A 15,835-nucleotide genomic window follows, 5' to 3' on the forward strand; every position below is an offset into this window, starting at 1 on the left:
GAGAGTTCGCGACTAGTTTGGCGGATCGTTTCCCACGAACGTTCCGGGGGGCATCCAGGCGCCAAACACGGGGCCGGGATCCGGCCGCTTTGCGTGCCGCCCGTCGTCGGAGATTCGTTGTTTGAGACGTTGCAGCACCCATGGGAACAAGTGCTCGCGTGCCCACACAATGTCATCGGTCCTAGCTTCGCGCCAGCTGCGCCCGGGTAGGTCTTTCGGTGTCATCGGTTCCAAGGCATGGGCGACGTTGAGGGTATCCAGCACCATGATTGCGATGGTGTGCTGTCCCAAGGGGGAGAAGTGCAGCCGGTCCGGATCCCACATTCGTGGGTGGGTGAGTTGGCGCAGGGCCCAGAGGTCGGCGATTACCGCATCGTGGCGTGCGGCGATGGTGCGCAGGTTCTCGTTGAAGATGGCCACCCTGGCGCGGGTGTGTCCCAACACGGGCGTAGCGCCCCAGTCCGGTCCGGCAAACAGTACAACCGTTGCGCCGGCAGCGGCGAGGAGTTGCACGCCGGCGTCCATCCGGACGGCGAGTTTGTCGGGATCGCTTCTGCGGAAGATCAGGTCATTGCCCCCGGCATTGAGAGTGATCAGATCCGGCTGCAGGGCAAGTGCGGGGCCGACCTGCTCATCCAGGATCTGATGGAGCAACCGTCCGCGGACCGCCAGATTCGCGTAAGCGAAATCGTCGTGTCCGGCGCTCAGTTCTTCCGCGACCCGGTCCGCCCAGCCTCGCAAGCCCCCAGGGCTGCGAGGCTCCGGATCTCCTACCCCTTCGGTAAAGGAATCACCCAGGGCCACATAACGGCTCCACGGGTGCAGGCGGGCACCGGAAACAACGGGGCCACCCTGCGCCGGACTATCGGCGCTGGGAGCGTTCATCCCTCCATACTGCTCCTGCCAGGCCGAACGCGCCACGGTGGCCTCTCTTCTTCGCTCGCCGGATGCGCATCCTAGAGTTATCCTGTGAGCTTCGAATTGCCCTCGCTGATCGATCCTGGACTGTGGTCACTCGTCGATGAATCCCGCGCTTTCTACGCCCGGCGGCCGGCTGGCCGTGGGCCGGGCAGTCGGGAAGAGCTGCTCGCATTCCGAGCGAGAGCGGCGGCACCTGCGCAGTGCGATCCACGGCCAATCGCAGAACTGGCAAGCGCGCATGGGCGAAGCGTTCCTGTCCGGATCCACGTGCCGGCCAGTGCCCCGGTGGCGGGCGTATTCCTGGAAATCCACGGCGGCGGCTTCTACATGGGCTCGGCCGCCGGAAGCGACGTTCGCAACAGGCGGCTTGCGGATGCGCTGGGTATTGCAGTGGTCAGCGTGGATTATCGACTCGCTCCGGAGCACCCGTGGCCTTCCGCACCCGACGACTGCGAGACAGCGGCGCTGTGGCTGGTGGAGCATGCCGAACGCCGTTTTGGCACAGCCAAACTCGCTATCGGTGGCTTTTCTGCGGGGGCGACGCTGGCGTTGTCTACGCTTGTGCGGTTGCGCGACCGCGGGGTCACGGCTTTCGGCGGCGGGGTGCTGCAGTTCGGCACTTATGACCTCGCCGCGAAGACGCCGGCCGGACGCCGGATCGCCGACGAGTATTTTCTCCACGCCTATGCGGGGACCGCTCCGGATCGCACACACCCCGACCTCTCGCCGCTCTTCGCCGAGCCCGCGGGCCTACCGCCGATCCTGATCGTGATCGGCAGCGACGACATCCTCCTGGAAGACAATCTCGCCATGGCCACGGAGCTGTCGGCCGCCGGTGTCGAGGTCGATCTGCGAATTTATCCCGCTTCCCCCCACGGCTTCACCGGGCACGCGACGCCGATGGCACGGGCCGCCCTCGAACACATCAACGCATGGCTTCGGATTCGGCTGGGCCCAGCAGACTGAATCGCTCAGCCGGGGCGACCACGCGGGTCGATTCCGGCACCAATGCGCAAGGTGCGACACACTTGGGCGGGTGGCAGACAGGTATAGAGCATGAGGCACCCTTCCAACGCTCCTGACCGGGAGCGCACCTTCAGATTGCTGTATGAACTCGTCTACCCAGAGCTCATGAGATTTGTTCAACGCCGCGCCCACCCTGACCACGCCGAAGACGTCGTCGCCGACGCATTCCTTGTCGTGTGGCGCCGCCTCGATGAGTTGCCGAGCAGCCATGGTGACGCGAGGGCATGGATCTTCGGCATTACGCGAAACATTCTGCTAAACACCCACCGGGGCGAACGGCGTCGTTTAGCACTCGGTGTTCGTCTCGCAGACTCCGCCGCTCTGGCCTACCTCGACGAAGACGCTGACCCGATCGTGAATCGCGTGGACCTAGGCAGGGCATGGCGTGCGCTATCGGAGGTCCATCAGGAGGCCTTGGGCCTTATTGTCTTCGAAGACCTCAAAGCACCACAGGCAGCCGCAGTACTCGGCATCTCACCGGTCGCCTTCCGTCTGCGAGTGAGCCGCGCCCGCCGAGCCCTTCGCCTTCTCCTCGAACACCTACCCCGGCAGTCCCGCACACCTGCGGCTTCTTTCGAAAGGACAACCACGCCATGACGCGCAATCAAGAGATCGATACTCTGCTTCGATCACTGGACGCCGCGGACCACAGGGCCCCCGTCGACAGTGAAAGGGCCGACGCCGATCTTCTCCGCATCTTGTCCACCGACCCGGCAGAGACACCATCCGAGCGCCCCTCGATGAGGAGCGCCGCCCGCAATCGTAGGCCTCAAAGCAGCAGATGGACCTCCCGCAGGGTCGCCGTGGTCGGAGGAATGGTGGCGGTGGTCACTGCAGGCCTGGTTGTCTTGCCGTCCTTGTCAGGCGGGGATCCTGCGTTTGCCAGCTGGACGCCCGTTCCGGCCGGCATGACTGAAACTGAACGTGCCAGTGCCGCCGCGGAGTGCCGCGAATCCAAGAAGCATGTAGGGGGTGGAATGTACGCTGACGACGTCGACTCGGCTGCGGTAGCGATTGCCGAGCGGCGCGGCGTGTGGACCACGGTGGTGCTCACGGGTGAGGGCGGGTTTTCGGCGCTGTGTATCACCGATGACGCCGTCAGTCTTTTCGGTAAGGGCATGATCGGATCGGTTGGAAAGTCCAGCCCTCACACGGTTCCGGGCCCGCGTGAGATGACCGCCACAGCTCTAGGGACGGGAACCATGAGCGCAGGCGACATTTCCTTGGCGGCCGGCATCGCGGGCTCTGACATTCTCTCAATCGTCTATAGAAGCCGGACCCACGGGGGCGTGACAGCGACCGTGTCCCGGGGACGCTTCGCCTTGTGGCTGCCAGGAGACGAACTGCGGAACGCGTCGAGCGATGGTGCCGAGGTCGAAGTGACCTACCAAGACGGCACTACGGGAACGAGTCGTCTGACCCTTTAGGACAAGCAGACACGTGAGGGGCCCTTTAGCCCGAAACAAAAGAAACCCCTGACGCGCGGAAGCGCGGTCAGGGGTTCTTTCGAATGCGGGCGTTACTCGGAGCGCTGACCTTCGTTGGAGTCGTCCCCGGCGCCGCCGGTGAACATCAAGCCCTTGGGCTGGATGGAGGCGAGTTCCTTGATCGGGGCGAGAGCGCCCGTTCCCAAGTCCAGGTTTGCCAGGTAGGCGGGTCCGGCGTCGGGCACCACCGTGGAGACGGCTTCGCCGGCCTTGAACGGGCCAGTGATGGAGAAGACCTTGTTGTCCTTCGGATCCGTGACCAGGAGGGTCTGGTTGGAGTGGGCCGCGAAGACGGTGTCATCCAAGGGCTGGGCAACCGAAAGCACCTGGAGAGCTTGCTTGCTGCTGCCCGGGTTGGAAGCGAAGATCAACTGCTGGTCCGCCTGCGCATCAAGCATGAACGAGTTCTTGAACCGCGGAGCGGCCGCCGGAACCTGTGTGTTGGAGTCCGGGTCCGTGAGGCCGAGCGTGGTCGCCTTTCCAGCCTGGGGGCCATTGGCTGCGGTAGCCTTAGCGCTGTCGCCGAAAAGGGGCGTCAGTTTGGCGGTGGCGCCTTCCAATGCGACGGAATAGGCGGCGGGACCCGAAGTATCAACCGGCGCCGAGGCACTGACGAGGATCTTGCCGTTCACGACAGATACGGCATCGGTTCCCCCACCGTGGGTGAGGCCCGAATATGTGTACGTGGTCAGCGGCTTGGCCTGCTCAGGGCTGAGGGTCGAGAAGCTCGAGTTGCCGTCCTCGTTGGCGGTGAGGAGGAGACGGTGGTGTTCCGGATCGGCCGTAAGCCCGTCAACCTTGCCCGTGACTTGCCAGGACTTGCCGGGCTTTCCGTCGAGGCTGAACTGCTGAACAGTGCTGGCTGTGGTGCCGTTTGCAGAAGCCTCGCCCAAGGGGCCTACGCCATTCTGGAACGAGACGTACACGGAGTCGCCCATCCGCGTGATGTCGTCAGGTGCTGACTCGGTGCCGACCGGGGAGAAGGTCTTCACGGTGAATCCAGCGGCCGCGGCGTGTGCTTCGCCCTCGTCAGCGGCGGATGCCGGCAGGGCAACGGAGGCAAGAGTAGAAGCAGCGACTGCGGCGCTGATCAATACCATCGAGGTCCGCTTGAGCTTGTTGGGTGTAACAGGCATTGAAAATCGTCCTTAGATTGGGGAAACGATGTCCCCGCCAACCTATGGAGGCGGGCTGGGAGGGAACCCTGTAAAGGGCAAACACCGGGAGACCCGGAGGTTAACGGCAACCATTCGCGCTTCGGACGATGACGCTACGCAAGACAGCAGTCCGCCAAGAGGTCGGTGCACCTGCTTGCTTGTGTGGAGCACTGTCATTGCTGTAAGTTACTCACCAGTAACTTACGCGAAGGAGTGTCATGTCCAAGGCAGCAATCGACCTCGAGGATCTCCCGTACGCCGACGGCGACTTCTATGGCTTTGAGCAATTGCTCACGGGCAAGGAGCAGGACCGACTGGCCGAGATCCGGGCTTTCCTTTCCCGTGAGGTCAAACCGATTGCCGTCGATTGCTGGAACCGCGGGGAATTCCCCATGGACCTGATTCCCAAACTGGCCGAGATTGACCTCGTCAGTCCGGTCAGGCGGCAAGGCTATTCCAACGTGTTCGCTGGCCTTGTGCACGCAGAGGCAACCCGCGCCGATGCCTCGATTGCCACGTTCATGGGCGTTCATGATGGCTTGTTCACTGGCTCCATCGAAGCGCTGGCATCTCGAGAGCAGCAGGACGCCTGGCTGCCCGACATATACTCCCTCAAGAAGATCGGCGCCTTTGGGCTGACCGAGCCATTGGGCGGCTCGGACGTCGCAGGCGGCACCCGGACCACTGCGCGCCGCGACGGCGGCAACTGGATCCTCAACGGGGCCAAGCGCTGGATCGGCAATGCCACTTTCTCGGACTGGGTTGTGGTCTTCGCCCGCGACCTCGGCGACAACCAGGTCAAGGGGTTCCTGGTGGACACGAGCCTCCCCGGTTTCAAGGCCAGCAAGATCGAGAACAAGATCTCGCTGCGCACCGTCCAGAACGCCGATATCACCCTTGAGAACGTGGTGGTCCCGGACTTCTTCAAACTGGCCAATGCCAACAGCTTCAGGGACACCAACAAGGTGCTCAAAGTCACGCGGCTTTCGGTCGCGTGGCAGGCTGTGGGCCAGCAGCTTGCGGCATTCGACGTCGCCCGCCGCTACGCGGTTGAACGGATGCAGTTCGGGAGGCCCCTGGCATCGTTCCAATTGGTGCAGCAACAACTCGTGCAGATCCTGGGCAACACAGTGAGCTCCATGGGCATGATGGTCCGTCTCGCTCAACTTGAGGATGCCGGCGTGGCCAAGGACGAGCAGTCCGCGCTGGCGAAAGCCTTCACTACGGCCCGCATGCGCGAAAGCGTTGCCCTGGGCCGCGGCATCCTGGGCGGCAACGGCATTGTCACGGACTATGGGATGGCAAAGATCTTCGCCGACGCCGAGGCGATCTACTCCTACGAGGGCACCCACGAAATCAACACCCTTGTCACGGGAAGGGCCATCACGGGCATTTCCGCCATCGTCTAGAGGCAGCACATCGTGTAGCGGAAGCAACACGGAAGGCCGGAGATCCGTGACGAAGGCGAGCGGGTTGACGTAGTCGTCCCCATTCCGCACTCCCCAGTGGAGGCACGGTGATCCCGCGCAGTGGCCGATTCTCACTACGCCGATGGATTGGCCCTTGTTGACCGTGGCGCCCTCTGCGAGTTCGCTGTCCACGGGCTCTAAGCTGCTCCGTAGCCCGCCCCCGTGGTCGATGGTGATCACCGGGCGGTCCACCACGACGCCCACGAAGCTCACGGTGCCGTCGGCGGGCGTGGCGACTGTGACGCCGTCGTCCGCTGCTCGTAAATCCACGCCGCGGTGCCCGCTCAACCACGGCTTGTCCGGAGGGTCGAAGCCGCGCAGGACCGCCGGCTTGGGGGAGAGCGGCCACGCCCAGCCCGGGCGGATTCCGGACGGGCTGGTCGCGCCCGGCGGCGACGACGCGGCGGCAGGCGCCGTGCCCAAGGCAACGAGCAAAAGAACGTGGGCCGGAAGATGTGCAGTTCTCATGGACCAAGCCTTCGTCGGCGCCGGAGTGTCCGGAAGCCGCCAGTTCGGCTATGTGGAAAACGGTGCGGGAAACCTGCCGGAGGATGGAGGCTGAATCCGGGGCTTTGCGGTCATAAGGCTGGAGGCGCTGTAGTACACTTGGTGGAGCAGTTTGCTGTGCCCTCAAGCTTGTTCAGAAGCGCTTCTCATTCAGTTGCGCGGGGGTCCCAGGCTGACTACGCGTATCCAACCCTCCAACTGCGAATCCTCATGGATTCAGTGCTGCGGAGGATTGTGCCTCTTGCGGTCCGGCGAGTCATTGGCCGGATGAGAAGTGCAATGGATGCCAGGAGCCACGGCCCGTTCGGGTCCGGCTAATTAACCGTCAACTATTGGCAGGGTAAGAGCGGCCCGTGTGGCTCTCTCATGAATGACCTGCCGGAAGGAGCGTCGGCATGCCCGTCGTAACTATGCGCCAGCTGCTTGACAGCGGCGTCCACTTTGGACACCAGACCCGTCGTTGGAACCCGAAGATGAAGCGATTTATCTTCACGGAGCGCAACGGCATCTACATCATTGACCTTCAGCAGTCGCTGTCCTACATCGACCGCGCTTTCGAGTTCGTCAAGGCTACTGTCGCCCACGGCGGCACCGTCCTGTTCGTCGGCACCAAGAAGCAGGCTCAGGAAGCAATTTCCGAGCAGGCTACCCGTGTTGGCCAGCCGTACGTCAACCAGCGTTGGTTGGGCGGTATGCTCACCAACTTCCAGACCGTTGCCAAGCGCATCCAGCGCATGAAGGAACTCGAAGAGATCAACTTCGAGGACGTCGCAGGCTCGGGTTACACCAAGAAGGAGCTCCTGCTCCTTCGCCGTGAACTCACCAAGCTGGAAACCAACCTCGGTGGTATCCGCAACCTGACCAAGGCTCCTTCCGTTCTGTGGGTTGTTGACACGAAGAAGGAACACCTGGCTGTTGACGAAGCCAAGAAGCTGAACATCCCGGTTGTTGCCATCCTGGACACCAACTGCGATCCCGACGAAGTTGACTTCCCGATCCCGGGTAACGACGACGCCATCCGCTCCGTAAACCTGTTGACCCGCGTGGTTGCCGACGCCGTTGCTGAGGGCCTCATCGCCCGTAACCAGCGCGCAACCGGTGCTGCAGAGGCTCCGGAAGAGCCGCTGGCTGAGTGGGAGCGCGAGCTCCTCGAAGGCAGCAAGGCCGAAGCTGCTGAAGCTCCGGTTGCTGAGGCTCCGGCCGAAGCCCCGGTTGCAGAAGCTGCTGAAGCTCCGGCTGCGGAAGCTGTCGAAGCCCCGGCCGCCGAGGCCACCGAAGCTGCTGCTGGCGAAGCCGAAGCAGACAAGTAAATCCGGACCTTTCCCGCACCAATTTCGATGCGGGGAGCTACTGACAGGATGGCGGCCCACTAGGTGGGCTGCCGTCCTGTCAGTCCGTAAACACATAAATTTCTAGACAGAGGGGTTCACATGGCGAACTACACTGCTGCTGACATCAAGGCCCTGCGCGAGCGCACCGGCGCCGGCATGATGGACGTCAAGAAGGCTCTTGACGAGGCCAACGGCGACGCCGAGAAGGCCATCGAGATCATCCGCATCAAGGGCCTCAAGGGCGCTACCAAGCGTGAAGGCCGCTCCACCGCTGAAGGCCTGGTTGCAGCCAAGGTCACCGGCGGCGTTGGCGTAATGATCGAGGTCAACTGCGAGACCGACTTCGTCGCCAAGGCTGACAAGTTCATCCAGCTGGCCGACAAGGTCCTGGCCGTCGCCGTCGAGTCCGGCGCTGCCGACCTCGAGACCCTGCTGGCCATCGACGTCGACGGCAAGCCCCTTTCCGAGGTTGTCGTCGAAGAAGGCGCCGTTCTCGGCGAAAAGGTTGTTGTCCGCCGCATTGCCCGCATTGAAGGCGGCACGGTTGACGCTTACCTGCACAAGACCTCCAAGGACCTCCCGGCCCAGGTCGGCGTCCTGTTCGCCGTTGAGGGCGAGGGCGACGCCGCTGCTACCGCAGCCCACGACGTTGCCGTCCACGTTGCAGCAATGGCCCCGAACTACCTGAGCCGCGAAGACGTCCCGGCCGAGCTGGTCGAGTCCGAGCGCCGCATCGCCGAAGAGACCGCCAAGGCCGAAGGCAAGCCGGAAGCCGCTCTCACCAAGATCGTCGAAGGCCGCGTGACGGGCTTCTACAAGGGTGAAGTTCTCCTGGACCAGGCATTCGCCAAGGACTCCAAGAAGACCGTTGCACAGGTCCTCGAAGAGGCCGGTGTCAAGGCAACTGCCGTTGCCCGTTTCCGCGTCGGAAACTAGTTAGACATACAAAAGGGGTGGTCACTTCGGTGGCCGCCCCTTTTGCATGCAACGACAGGCCCGCACCGAGTGCATCCACGGCCGGCAGCTTTCTGCCCGGCCCCCAGCAAGATAATCTAGCCAGAGTCCACAAACGGGAAGGCACCATGGAAACCGAGAACACTGCAAGCCATCCGGAGAAGACCCGTCGTCGTGTACTGCTGAAGCTGTCCGGCGAGGTCATCGGAGGCGGGAAGCTTGGTGTGGACCCGGAAACCGTCCGCGCCATCGCCAAGCAAATCGCCGCCGCTGTTTCCGAGGTCGAGGTGGCAATCGTCGTCGGCGGCGGTAACTTCTTCCGCGGCGCCGAACTGTCACAGAGCGGCATGGACCGTTCCCGCGCCGACTACATGGGAATGCTCGGCACTGTCATGAATTGCCTGGCGCTGCAGGATTTCCTGGAGCAGGCCGGCGTCGAGACCCGCGTTCAGAGCGCCATCACGATGGGACAGGTAGCCGAGGCCTACATTCCGCGCCGTGCCATCCGCCACATGGAGAAGGGCCGCGTCGTCATCTTCGGTGCAGGCGCAGGTCTTCCGTACTTCTCCACTGACACCGTGGCGGCCCAGCGTGCACTCGAAGTGCATGCCGACGTCGTCCTCATGGCGAAGAGCGGTGTGGATGGCGTGTACACCGCGGATCCCAAGAAGGATCCCACGGCCGAGAAACTCGAAAAGCTCAGCTACGACGAGGCCCTGCGCCGTGACATCCGCGTCATGGACCAGACGGCCATGACCATGTGCAAGGACAACAATTTGTCCATGGTTGTCTTCGGCATGGAAGGCGAAGGGAACGTCACCCGGGCCATTCTCGGCGAAAAGCTGGGCACCCTGGTCACCCCCTAGCAAGGGCTAGGATATTTCTAGGACTCTTCCGCCCGCAGGGGCGGAAATTTATTGTGCATTGCGGCCCGTGGACCGGGGCGCGACTATTTCTGAGGAGAAACCGTGATCGAAGAAACCTTGCTCGAAGCCGGGGAAAAGATGGACAAGGCGGTCGAGGTAGCCAAGGAGGATTTCGCGTCGATCCGTACCGGTCGTGCGAACCCCGGACTCTACAACAAGGTGATCGTGGAATACTACGGCACCCCCACACCTCTGCAGCAGCTGGCTTCCTTCGCTATTCCGGACGCCAGGACCATCCTGATCACGCCCTTTGACAAGACCTCAATGCGCGACATCGAAAGGGCCTTGAGCGACTCCGAGGTCGGCGCCAATCCGTCCAACGACGGCAACGTCATCCGGATCACCATCCCGGAGCTCACCCAGGAACGCCGCAAGGAATACGTCAAGATCGTCAAGGGCAAGGGTGAGGACGCAAAGGTTTCCATCCGAAGCATCCGGCGCAAGGCCAAGGACGCCCTGGACAAGCTCGTCAAGGACGGCGAAGCCGGCGAAGACGAGGGTGCCCGCGGCGAAAAGGAACTCGACGCGATCACCAAGGCACACGTCGACGGTATCGACGAGCTCCTCAAGCGCAAGGAAGCCGAGCTGCTCGAGGTCTGATGAGCGAGGCTGAGCCGGCGCCCGCGCAGGGAATTCCCACCCGCGCCAGACGCCAACGAGGCAACCCAACGCCCAAGGCCGGCCGGAATCTTCCGGCCGCCATCGGCGTCGGGCTCGCCATGCTCTTTGCCGTTCTCGGCGGGCTGCTGTTCCTGCCGCTGGGTTTCGTTCTCCTGACCACCGCGTTTGCGGTCCTCGGCGTGTGGGAAATTTTTCGTGCGCTCGAAGCCCAGGGCACCAGGATGCCGATCATCCCCGTGCTGACCGGTACCGTGGCGATGCCGCTGGCGGCTTACTTCGGTGGCACCGAAAGCCTGCTCTTCGCGATGGTGCTGAGCAGCACGGCCGTCCTGCTCTGGCGTTCGCTTGAAAGCGCTGCCGGCGCTCCGCGCAGCGTCTTCTCCGGAATCTTCACGCTTGCCTGGGTGCCTTTCCTGATCAGCTTTGCCATCCTGCCTCTCCACACGGGCGGGGGAGCGACGACGGCGGGTCCCTGGCCCGCCGGGCAGGTTCCGGCGGGTGCCTGGCAGATTGCCGTGATGTTGCTGCTGGTAGTGTCCAACGATACTTTCGGGTACCTCGTCGGGGCGCTGTTCGGCAAGCATCCGATGGCTCCCAAGATCAGCCCCAAAAAGACCTGGGAAGGGTTCGCTGGCTCGGTGGCAGGCGCCATGGTCATCGGGATCCTCGCCAGCATCTTCGTCCTGGGCAGGCCCTGGTGGGTCGGCGTGGTGCTTGCCGTAGGCATGGTGGCCGCGGCTACCGCCGGTGACCTCGCGGAGTCCATGGTCAAACGGGAACTTGGCGTCAAGGACATGAGTAGCATCCTGCCCGGACACGGCGGGATCATGGACCGGCTCGACTCGATCGTCTTCGCGGCTCCGTCAGCATATATTCTTTTCGCGCTGTTGAGCGGCGCCTGACAACCACCCAGAAGGAAAGCAGTGGCAGTGGACATTCGTCGCCAGATCCCCGCAGCATTTGAGCGCGTGGCGCACAGCAAGTACGGCTACAACGCAAAGCAAGTGGACCAGTTTTTCCAGCGCGCCCGGTTGTCTTTTGAAAACAGGGCCGAGGCCTCGGAGAAAATCGGCAGCAGCGATGTCCGTGCGGTTTCGTTTGATCCTGTCAAGGGGGGCTACGACGCCACCGCTGTGGACGCCGCATTGGACCGCCTCGAAGATGCCTTCGCCCGGCGTGAACGCGACGAGCTGATCGCTGCCGAAGGCGAGGACGCCTGGTTGCTGAAAATCGGCAAACTCTCCGGAGTGTTGCGCGGCCGTTTGCACAGGCCCGATGGCGAACGTTTCCGCCGGCCGGACAAGAAGCGTGCGCGGAGCTACAACATCGCCGAGGTCGATGCCTTGTGCGTCTCCCTGATCGGTTACCTGGAGAACGACAAACCGTTGAGCGTCGACAACGTCCGCCGAGCCGCATTCTCCGAGGCCCGCGGGCGCGACGGCTACGAAGAGGCGCAGGTTGATGCTTTCCTAGACCGGGTCGTCGAGCTCATGGCGGCGATCGACTAGCAAAGACAGCCGGGCTCCCGGCGCCTTCAGCGCCCGGCGCCTTCAGCGCCCGGCGCCTTCAGCGCCCGGCGCCTTCAGCGCCCGGCGCCTTCAGCGCCCTCGGCCGAAATCCCTCAACGGAGCTGGCGCTCCGTGGCCACCGGCCGTTCCGGGACATGGAGCCTGGTCATAAGCCGGGTCACGGTCCCGGGGATCCGGTGTTTCGTGGCCCGCGAGACGAGCACCATCACGGCAAACGCGGCCGGAACCGTCCACGCCGCGGGCTGGGCAATCCATCCGGGCGCGGCGGAACCGATGATCGTGCTCGATACGAGCGCACCCCCGCACAGGACGGCTCCCGTCAGCATGCCGGCAATCGCGCCTGCGTCGCTCAGGCCCCGCCACCAAATGCCCAGGACCAGGACCGGACAAATGGTGGACGCCGTGAAAGCGAACACCAGCCCTACACTGCCGGCCAGGGCCATCGAATCCGTGGTGAACGCAAAAGCCAGGGGGACGGCGACCGCCAGGAGGGTGGCCACCCGGAATCCGTGCACGCTCCCGCCAAGAAGGTCCTGGCTGATAACGCCGGCCAGCGAAACCACCAATCCCGACGTCGTCGAGAGGAATGCGGCAAATGCGCCAGCGACCACCAACGCCGACAGCAGATCGCCGGGCACGCCACCGAGCAGCTTTCCAGGCAGCAGCAGGACCATGGCGTCGGGCCGTCCGTTGCGTGCAAGCTCAGGTGCGAAGACCCGCCCGAGCAGGCCGGACGCCGTCGGGAACAAATAGAAGACCGACAACAGGCCCAGCACGATAAGGGTGGTCCGGCGGGCCGATTGGCCGTCCGGGTTGGTGTAGAAGCGCACAAGGACGTGGGGGAGTCCCAGCGTTCCGAAAAGCAGTGCCACCAGGAGCGAGACAGTCTGGTAGAGCCCGGCTGCGGGGAGGCCCGTGGGATTGCTGGATGCCTCCGCAAGGACCGGTGAGCCGCCGCCGGTCTGGTTCAGCAGCAGGAACACGACAGGCACTGCCAACGCCGTTAACTTGAGCCAGTATTGGAAAGCCTGGACGAAGGTGATGGAGCGCATGCCACCGGCCACTACCGTCACGCAGACCACGGCGACGACGGCGATGGAGCCCACCCAGGAAGGCAATCCCGTGCTGATCCGGATGGTGAGCCCGGCGCCTTGAAGCTGCGGCACGATGTAGAGCCATCCGACTGCCACGACGATAAGGCTCGTCACGCGTCGAACGGCTTTCGACTCGAGCCTGGCCTCCGTGAAATCCGGAATCGTGTAGGCGCCCGATCGTCGCAAGGGCGCGGCCACGAACAGCAGCAGCATCAGGTAGCCGGCCGTGTAGCCCACGGGGAACCACAGAGCATCCGTCCCGGTCAGTAGGATCAGTCCTGCGACCCCCAGGAAACTCGCGGCCGACAGGTATTCGCCGCCGATCGCCGAGGCGTTCCACCATGGCCGGACAGTGCGGGATGCCACGTAAAAGTCGCCGGTGGTGCGCGAAATGCGCAAGCCGTAGAAGCCGATCGCCGCCGTCGCGAGCGCGACACCCACAAAAGCGGCGAGCCCGACGGCGGGATTCACTTCTCCTCCACAAGATCGCGGTAGCGGGCTTCGTTCCTTGCCGCGGAGCGGTTGTACAGCCAGGCGCTCAGGCCGATCACCGGATAAAGTGCCGCTCCAAGAATGATCCAATTGACCGGGATGCCGAGAATCCGCATTTGCGCGAGCGGGGGGACCAGCGCCACCATGGAGCCGTAGGCGGCCAGGACCAGCAGGAATCCGGAAGCCACAACCACAGCCAGGCGCAACTGCGAACGGATGAGTGACCGGACGAAGACCTGCCCGACGTCCGAGTCCTCGGCGGCCTCGCGCGAATGGTATGGACGCATCGGGGCTATCCGGGCAGCTGACTGCGGGGCCGTGACCCTGACGCGGGTCATCCTTGTGGCCGGATCCGGGTGGCCTCGAGTTTGTCCCGCACGGCCGGAAGATGCCTGCGGCTGATCGGCAGTTCGGCGCCGGCAACGGTGACACTTGGCCGGGCCGCGGCGAGTTTCATATGCCCCACGTGGTTGAGGGACATCAGATAGGAGCGGTGGATGCGGATGAATCCGGCTTCCGCCCACTGCTGTTCGAGGTCGCTCAGGGATACCCGGATCAGGTAGCTCGCCTCCGCGGTGTGCAGCCGGGCGTAGTCTCCCTGAGCCTGGACGTAGCTGACGTCGTCCCTCCGGATCATGCGGGTGGTTCCGCCTTGGTCGACGGTGATCATCTCGGGCACCTTGCTGCCGTCCTTGATGAGCTCGCTGATGCGGCTGATGGACCTCGCCAGGCGCTCGGCACGCACCGGTTTGAGCAGATAGTCGACCGCGGCCAGTTCGAACGCCTCAAGCGCACAGTCCTCGTCGGCGGTGACGAAGACGACGGCGGGAGGGCGGGCGCTGCGCGAGATGGCGCGGGCGATGTCCAAACCGGAAAGCGCGGGCATGTGGATGTCCAGGAAGACAGCGTCCACGGATTCCGCTTCGAGGGCGCTGAGGGCTTCGGCGCCCGAGACTGCGCGGTGGATGGCACCGATGCGCTCGTCCCGACCCAGCAGGTAGGCGAGCTCTTCAACGGCGGGGAGCTCGTCGTCGGCGACGAGTACGTTGATCATGGTTATAGGTTAGCCTCAGGCATCATGGCTCGGCTGGGACTTTGGCACGCGGATGGTGATCAAGGTGCCCTCGCCCGGTGCGGTTTCGATGACGAGGCCGTGTTCGTCCCCGTAGACCTGCCGAAGTCGGGCATCGACGTTTCGCAGTCCAACGTGGTCGCCGTCGGCGTGCCCCGCCAGGACAGAGCGCAGGTGTTCCGGATCAATGCCCACGCCGTCGTCCTCGATGGTGACCTCCGCGAACGCCCCGGAGTCGTTGGCGCAGATGGTGATGTGCCCGGGTCCTTCCTTCGCTTCAAGCCCATGGCGCACGGCGTTTTCCACGAGCGGTTGCAGGCTCAGGAAGGGAATCACAGTGCTCAGGACTTCGGGCGCGATCCGGAGGCTCACTTGCACCCGGTCTCCGAAGCGTGCCTTCTCCAACAGCAAGTAGCGGTCGATGCTCCGAAGTTCCTCCGCCAGGGTGGTGAAATCACCGTGGCGGCGGAAGGAATACCGGGTGAAATCCGCGAACTCGACCACCAACTCCCTCGCCCTGGCGGGGTCAGTATTGATGAATGAGGCAATTGCGTTGAGCGAGTTGTAGATGAAGTGGGGGCTGATTTGTGCGCGCAGGGCCCTGACTTCGGCCTCCATGAGCAAGGTGCGTGAAGCATCGAGCTCGGCCAATTCGACTTGCACGGCCACCCAGTCGGCCAGCTCGCTTGTCGCGCGGACCAACCCGGCACCGGTTTGCGGGGCGAAGGCTGCGACGGCTCCCACCACGCGGTTTCCGGCCCTGATCGGCGCGACGACGGCGTTCAGTGCGTGCGAAGCCGGGACAACCACGGTCCGCCCGTCGGAGAGCACTCCCGAGGCGAGCTCCATCAGTACCGCTTTGAGTTCTTCCGCCGCGCCATCCCACGCCAGGACTGACTCGGTGTCGGTGATCGCCAGGGCGTCGCAGCCAAGCAGGGAACGCAATTGCTTGCTCGCCTTGGCCGCTCCCGCCGCGTGGAGCCCGGTGCGCAGGTGCTGTCCCGCGCGCGACGCCGCGTGCAGGGTCTGGTAGGTGGCCCTCTCGGCATCGGTTCCCAGTTCGCGGAAGGAACGGATCACCTTGAGGCCGACCCCGACGACGATCGCCACGGCGAGCACGATGACCGCAATGGCGGCGGCGGTGACGAGCGGGGAATCCGGCATGGAGCAAGACTAGCGAACCCACCGTTCGGCGCAGCAACGTGCCCGCTGGGCGACGCCTGTGCCGGTGAATCTGGAAGTGGCGCAG

Annotated in this window: 16 protein-coding genes and 1 pseudogene; 10 read left to right on the forward strand and 7 right to left on the reverse strand. The window is 63.9% G+C overall.

Going from position 1 to position 15,835, the window contains the following annotated elements:
• Nucleotides 1–12: 12 nt before the first annotated feature.
• Nucleotides 13–885, reverse strand: a complete 873-nt coding sequence (locus tag ACSKT0_RS06655) for an SGNH/GDSL hydrolase family protein (RefSeq protein ID WP_437773052.1) — start codon at nucleotides 883–885, stop codon at nucleotides 13–15.
• An 84-nt stretch (nucleotides 886–969) separates the two neighbouring features.
• Here ACSKT0_RS06655 and ACSKT0_RS06660 point away from each other — a divergent pair, with 84 nt between their 5' ends.
• The 3 genes from ACSKT0_RS06660 (at nucleotide 970) to ACSKT0_RS06670 (ending at nucleotide 3,374) form a co-directional block, all read left to right on the forward strand.
• Nucleotides 970–1,887 carry an alpha/beta hydrolase gene (locus ACSKT0_RS06660; RefSeq protein ID WP_437773053.1) on the forward strand — a complete coding sequence of 306 codons (918 nt, stop codon included), beginning with the start codon at nucleotides 970–972 and terminating at the stop codon, nucleotides 1,885–1,887.
• 90 nt (nucleotides 1,888–1,977) lie between these two features.
• The gene (locus ACSKT0_RS06665) at nucleotides 1,978–2,544 is read left to right on the forward strand and encodes an RNA polymerase sigma factor (protein ID WP_437773054.1); all 567 of its coding nucleotides are present in this window, start codon (nucleotides 1,978–1,980) and stop codon (nucleotides 2,542–2,544) included.
• Nucleotides 2,541–3,374 carry a hypothetical protein gene (locus ACSKT0_RS06670; RefSeq protein WP_437773055.1) on the forward strand — a complete coding sequence of 278 codons (834 nt, stop codon included), beginning with the start codon at nucleotides 2,541–2,543 and terminating at the stop codon, nucleotides 3,372–3,374. Before ACSKT0_RS06665 ends, ACSKT0_RS06670 begins: the two co-directional genes overlap by 4 nt.
• 92 nt (nucleotides 3,375–3,466) lie before the next feature.
• Here ACSKT0_RS06670 and ACSKT0_RS06675 read toward each other — a convergent pair whose 3' ends face one another.
• Nucleotides 3,467–4,570: a hypothetical protein gene (locus ACSKT0_RS06675; RefSeq protein ID WP_437773056.1), complete on the reverse strand. Its 1,104-nt coding sequence runs from the start codon at nucleotides 4,568–4,570 to the stop codon at nucleotides 3,467–3,469.
• A gap of 239 nt (nucleotides 4,571–4,809) precedes the next feature.
• Here ACSKT0_RS06675 and ACSKT0_RS06680 point away from each other — a divergent pair, with 239 nt between their 5' ends.
• Nucleotides 4,810–6,000: an acyl-CoA dehydrogenase family protein gene (locus ACSKT0_RS06680; protein WP_437773057.1), complete on the forward strand. Its 1,191-nt coding sequence runs from the start codon at nucleotides 4,810–4,812 to the stop codon at nucleotides 5,998–6,000.
• Between the two features lie 120 nt (nucleotides 6,001–6,120).
• Here ACSKT0_RS06680 and ACSKT0_RS06685 read toward each other — a convergent pair.
• A pseudogene (locus ACSKT0_RS06685) lies at nucleotides 6,121–6,528 on the reverse strand (peptidoglycan DD-metalloendopeptidase family protein); the annotation flags it as partial.
• Nucleotides 6,529–6,962: 434 nt separating this feature from the next.
• Between ACSKT0_RS06685 and rpsB the strand changes: the two are divergent.
• The 6 genes from rpsB (at nucleotide 6,963) to ACSKT0_RS06715 (ending at nucleotide 11,907) form a co-directional block, all read left to right on the forward strand.
• A complete protein-coding gene (gene rpsB, locus ACSKT0_RS06690) occupies nucleotides 6,963–7,877 on the forward strand; it encodes a 30S ribosomal protein S2 (protein ID WP_437773058.1) in 915 nt (304 codons plus the stop codon).
• A 120-nt stretch (nucleotides 7,878–7,997) separates the two neighbouring features.
• The gene (tsf, locus tag ACSKT0_RS06695) at nucleotides 7,998–8,834 is read left to right on the forward strand and encodes a translation elongation factor Ts (RefSeq protein WP_234753056.1); all 837 of its coding nucleotides are present in this window, start codon (nucleotides 7,998–8,000) and stop codon (nucleotides 8,832–8,834) included.
• A 146-nt stretch (nucleotides 8,835–8,980) separates the two neighbouring features.
• Nucleotides 8,981–9,718 carry a UMP kinase gene (gene pyrH / locus ACSKT0_RS06700; protein WP_437773059.1) on the forward strand — a complete coding sequence of 246 codons (738 nt, stop codon included), beginning with the start codon at nucleotides 8,981–8,983 and terminating at the stop codon, nucleotides 9,716–9,718.
• A gap of 102 nt (nucleotides 9,719–9,820) precedes the next feature.
• Entirely contained in the window at nucleotides 9,821–10,378 is a 558-nt protein-coding gene (frr, locus tag ACSKT0_RS06705; RefSeq protein ID WP_078105729.1) for a ribosome recycling factor, read from the forward strand.
• Nucleotides 10,378–11,301 (forward strand): phosphatidate cytidylyltransferase, encoded by a 924-nt coding sequence (locus ACSKT0_RS06710; protein ID WP_437773060.1) that lies wholly within the window; start codon nucleotides 10,378–10,380, stop codon nucleotides 11,299–11,301. Before frr ends, ACSKT0_RS06710 begins: the two co-directional genes overlap by 1 nt.
• A 21-nt stretch (nucleotides 11,302–11,322) precedes the next feature.
• A complete protein-coding gene (locus ACSKT0_RS06715) occupies nucleotides 11,323–11,907 on the forward strand; it encodes a DivIVA domain-containing protein (RefSeq protein WP_437773061.1) in 585 nt (194 codons plus the stop codon).
• 113 nt (nucleotides 11,908–12,020) lie between these two features.
• Here the strand turns inward: ACSKT0_RS06715 and ACSKT0_RS06720 are convergent, their stop codons facing one another.
• From ACSKT0_RS06720 to ACSKT0_RS06735, 4 genes are read right to left on the reverse strand one after another with little or no spacing between them, the layout of a single operon-like run.
• Entirely contained in the window at nucleotides 12,021–13,493 is a 1,473-nt protein-coding gene (locus ACSKT0_RS06720; RefSeq protein WP_437773062.1) for a cation acetate symporter, read from the reverse strand.
• Entirely contained in the window at nucleotides 13,490–13,852 is a 363-nt protein-coding gene (locus ACSKT0_RS06725; protein WP_437773063.1) for a hypothetical protein, read from the reverse strand. Before ACSKT0_RS06725 ends, ACSKT0_RS06720 begins: the two co-directional genes overlap by 4 nt.
• Nucleotides 13,849–14,568: a LytR/AlgR family response regulator transcription factor gene (locus ACSKT0_RS06730; protein ID WP_437773064.1), complete on the reverse strand. Its 720-nt coding sequence runs from the start codon at nucleotides 14,566–14,568 to the stop codon at nucleotides 13,849–13,851. Before ACSKT0_RS06730 ends, ACSKT0_RS06725 begins: the two co-directional genes overlap by 4 nt.
• A 15-nt stretch (nucleotides 14,569–14,583) precedes the next feature.
• Nucleotides 14,584–15,750, reverse strand: coding sequence for a histidine kinase (locus tag ACSKT0_RS06735; RefSeq protein WP_236816591.1), 1,167 nt, complete (start codon nucleotides 15,748–15,750; stop codon nucleotides 14,584–14,586).
• Nucleotides 15,751–15,835 lie beyond the last annotated feature (85 nt).

This window comes from Arthrobacter sp. KNU40, assembly GCF_051515115.1.
In the GTDB taxonomy this organism is placed as follows: domain Bacteria; phylum Actinomycetota; class Actinomycetes; order Actinomycetales; family Micrococcaceae; genus Arthrobacter.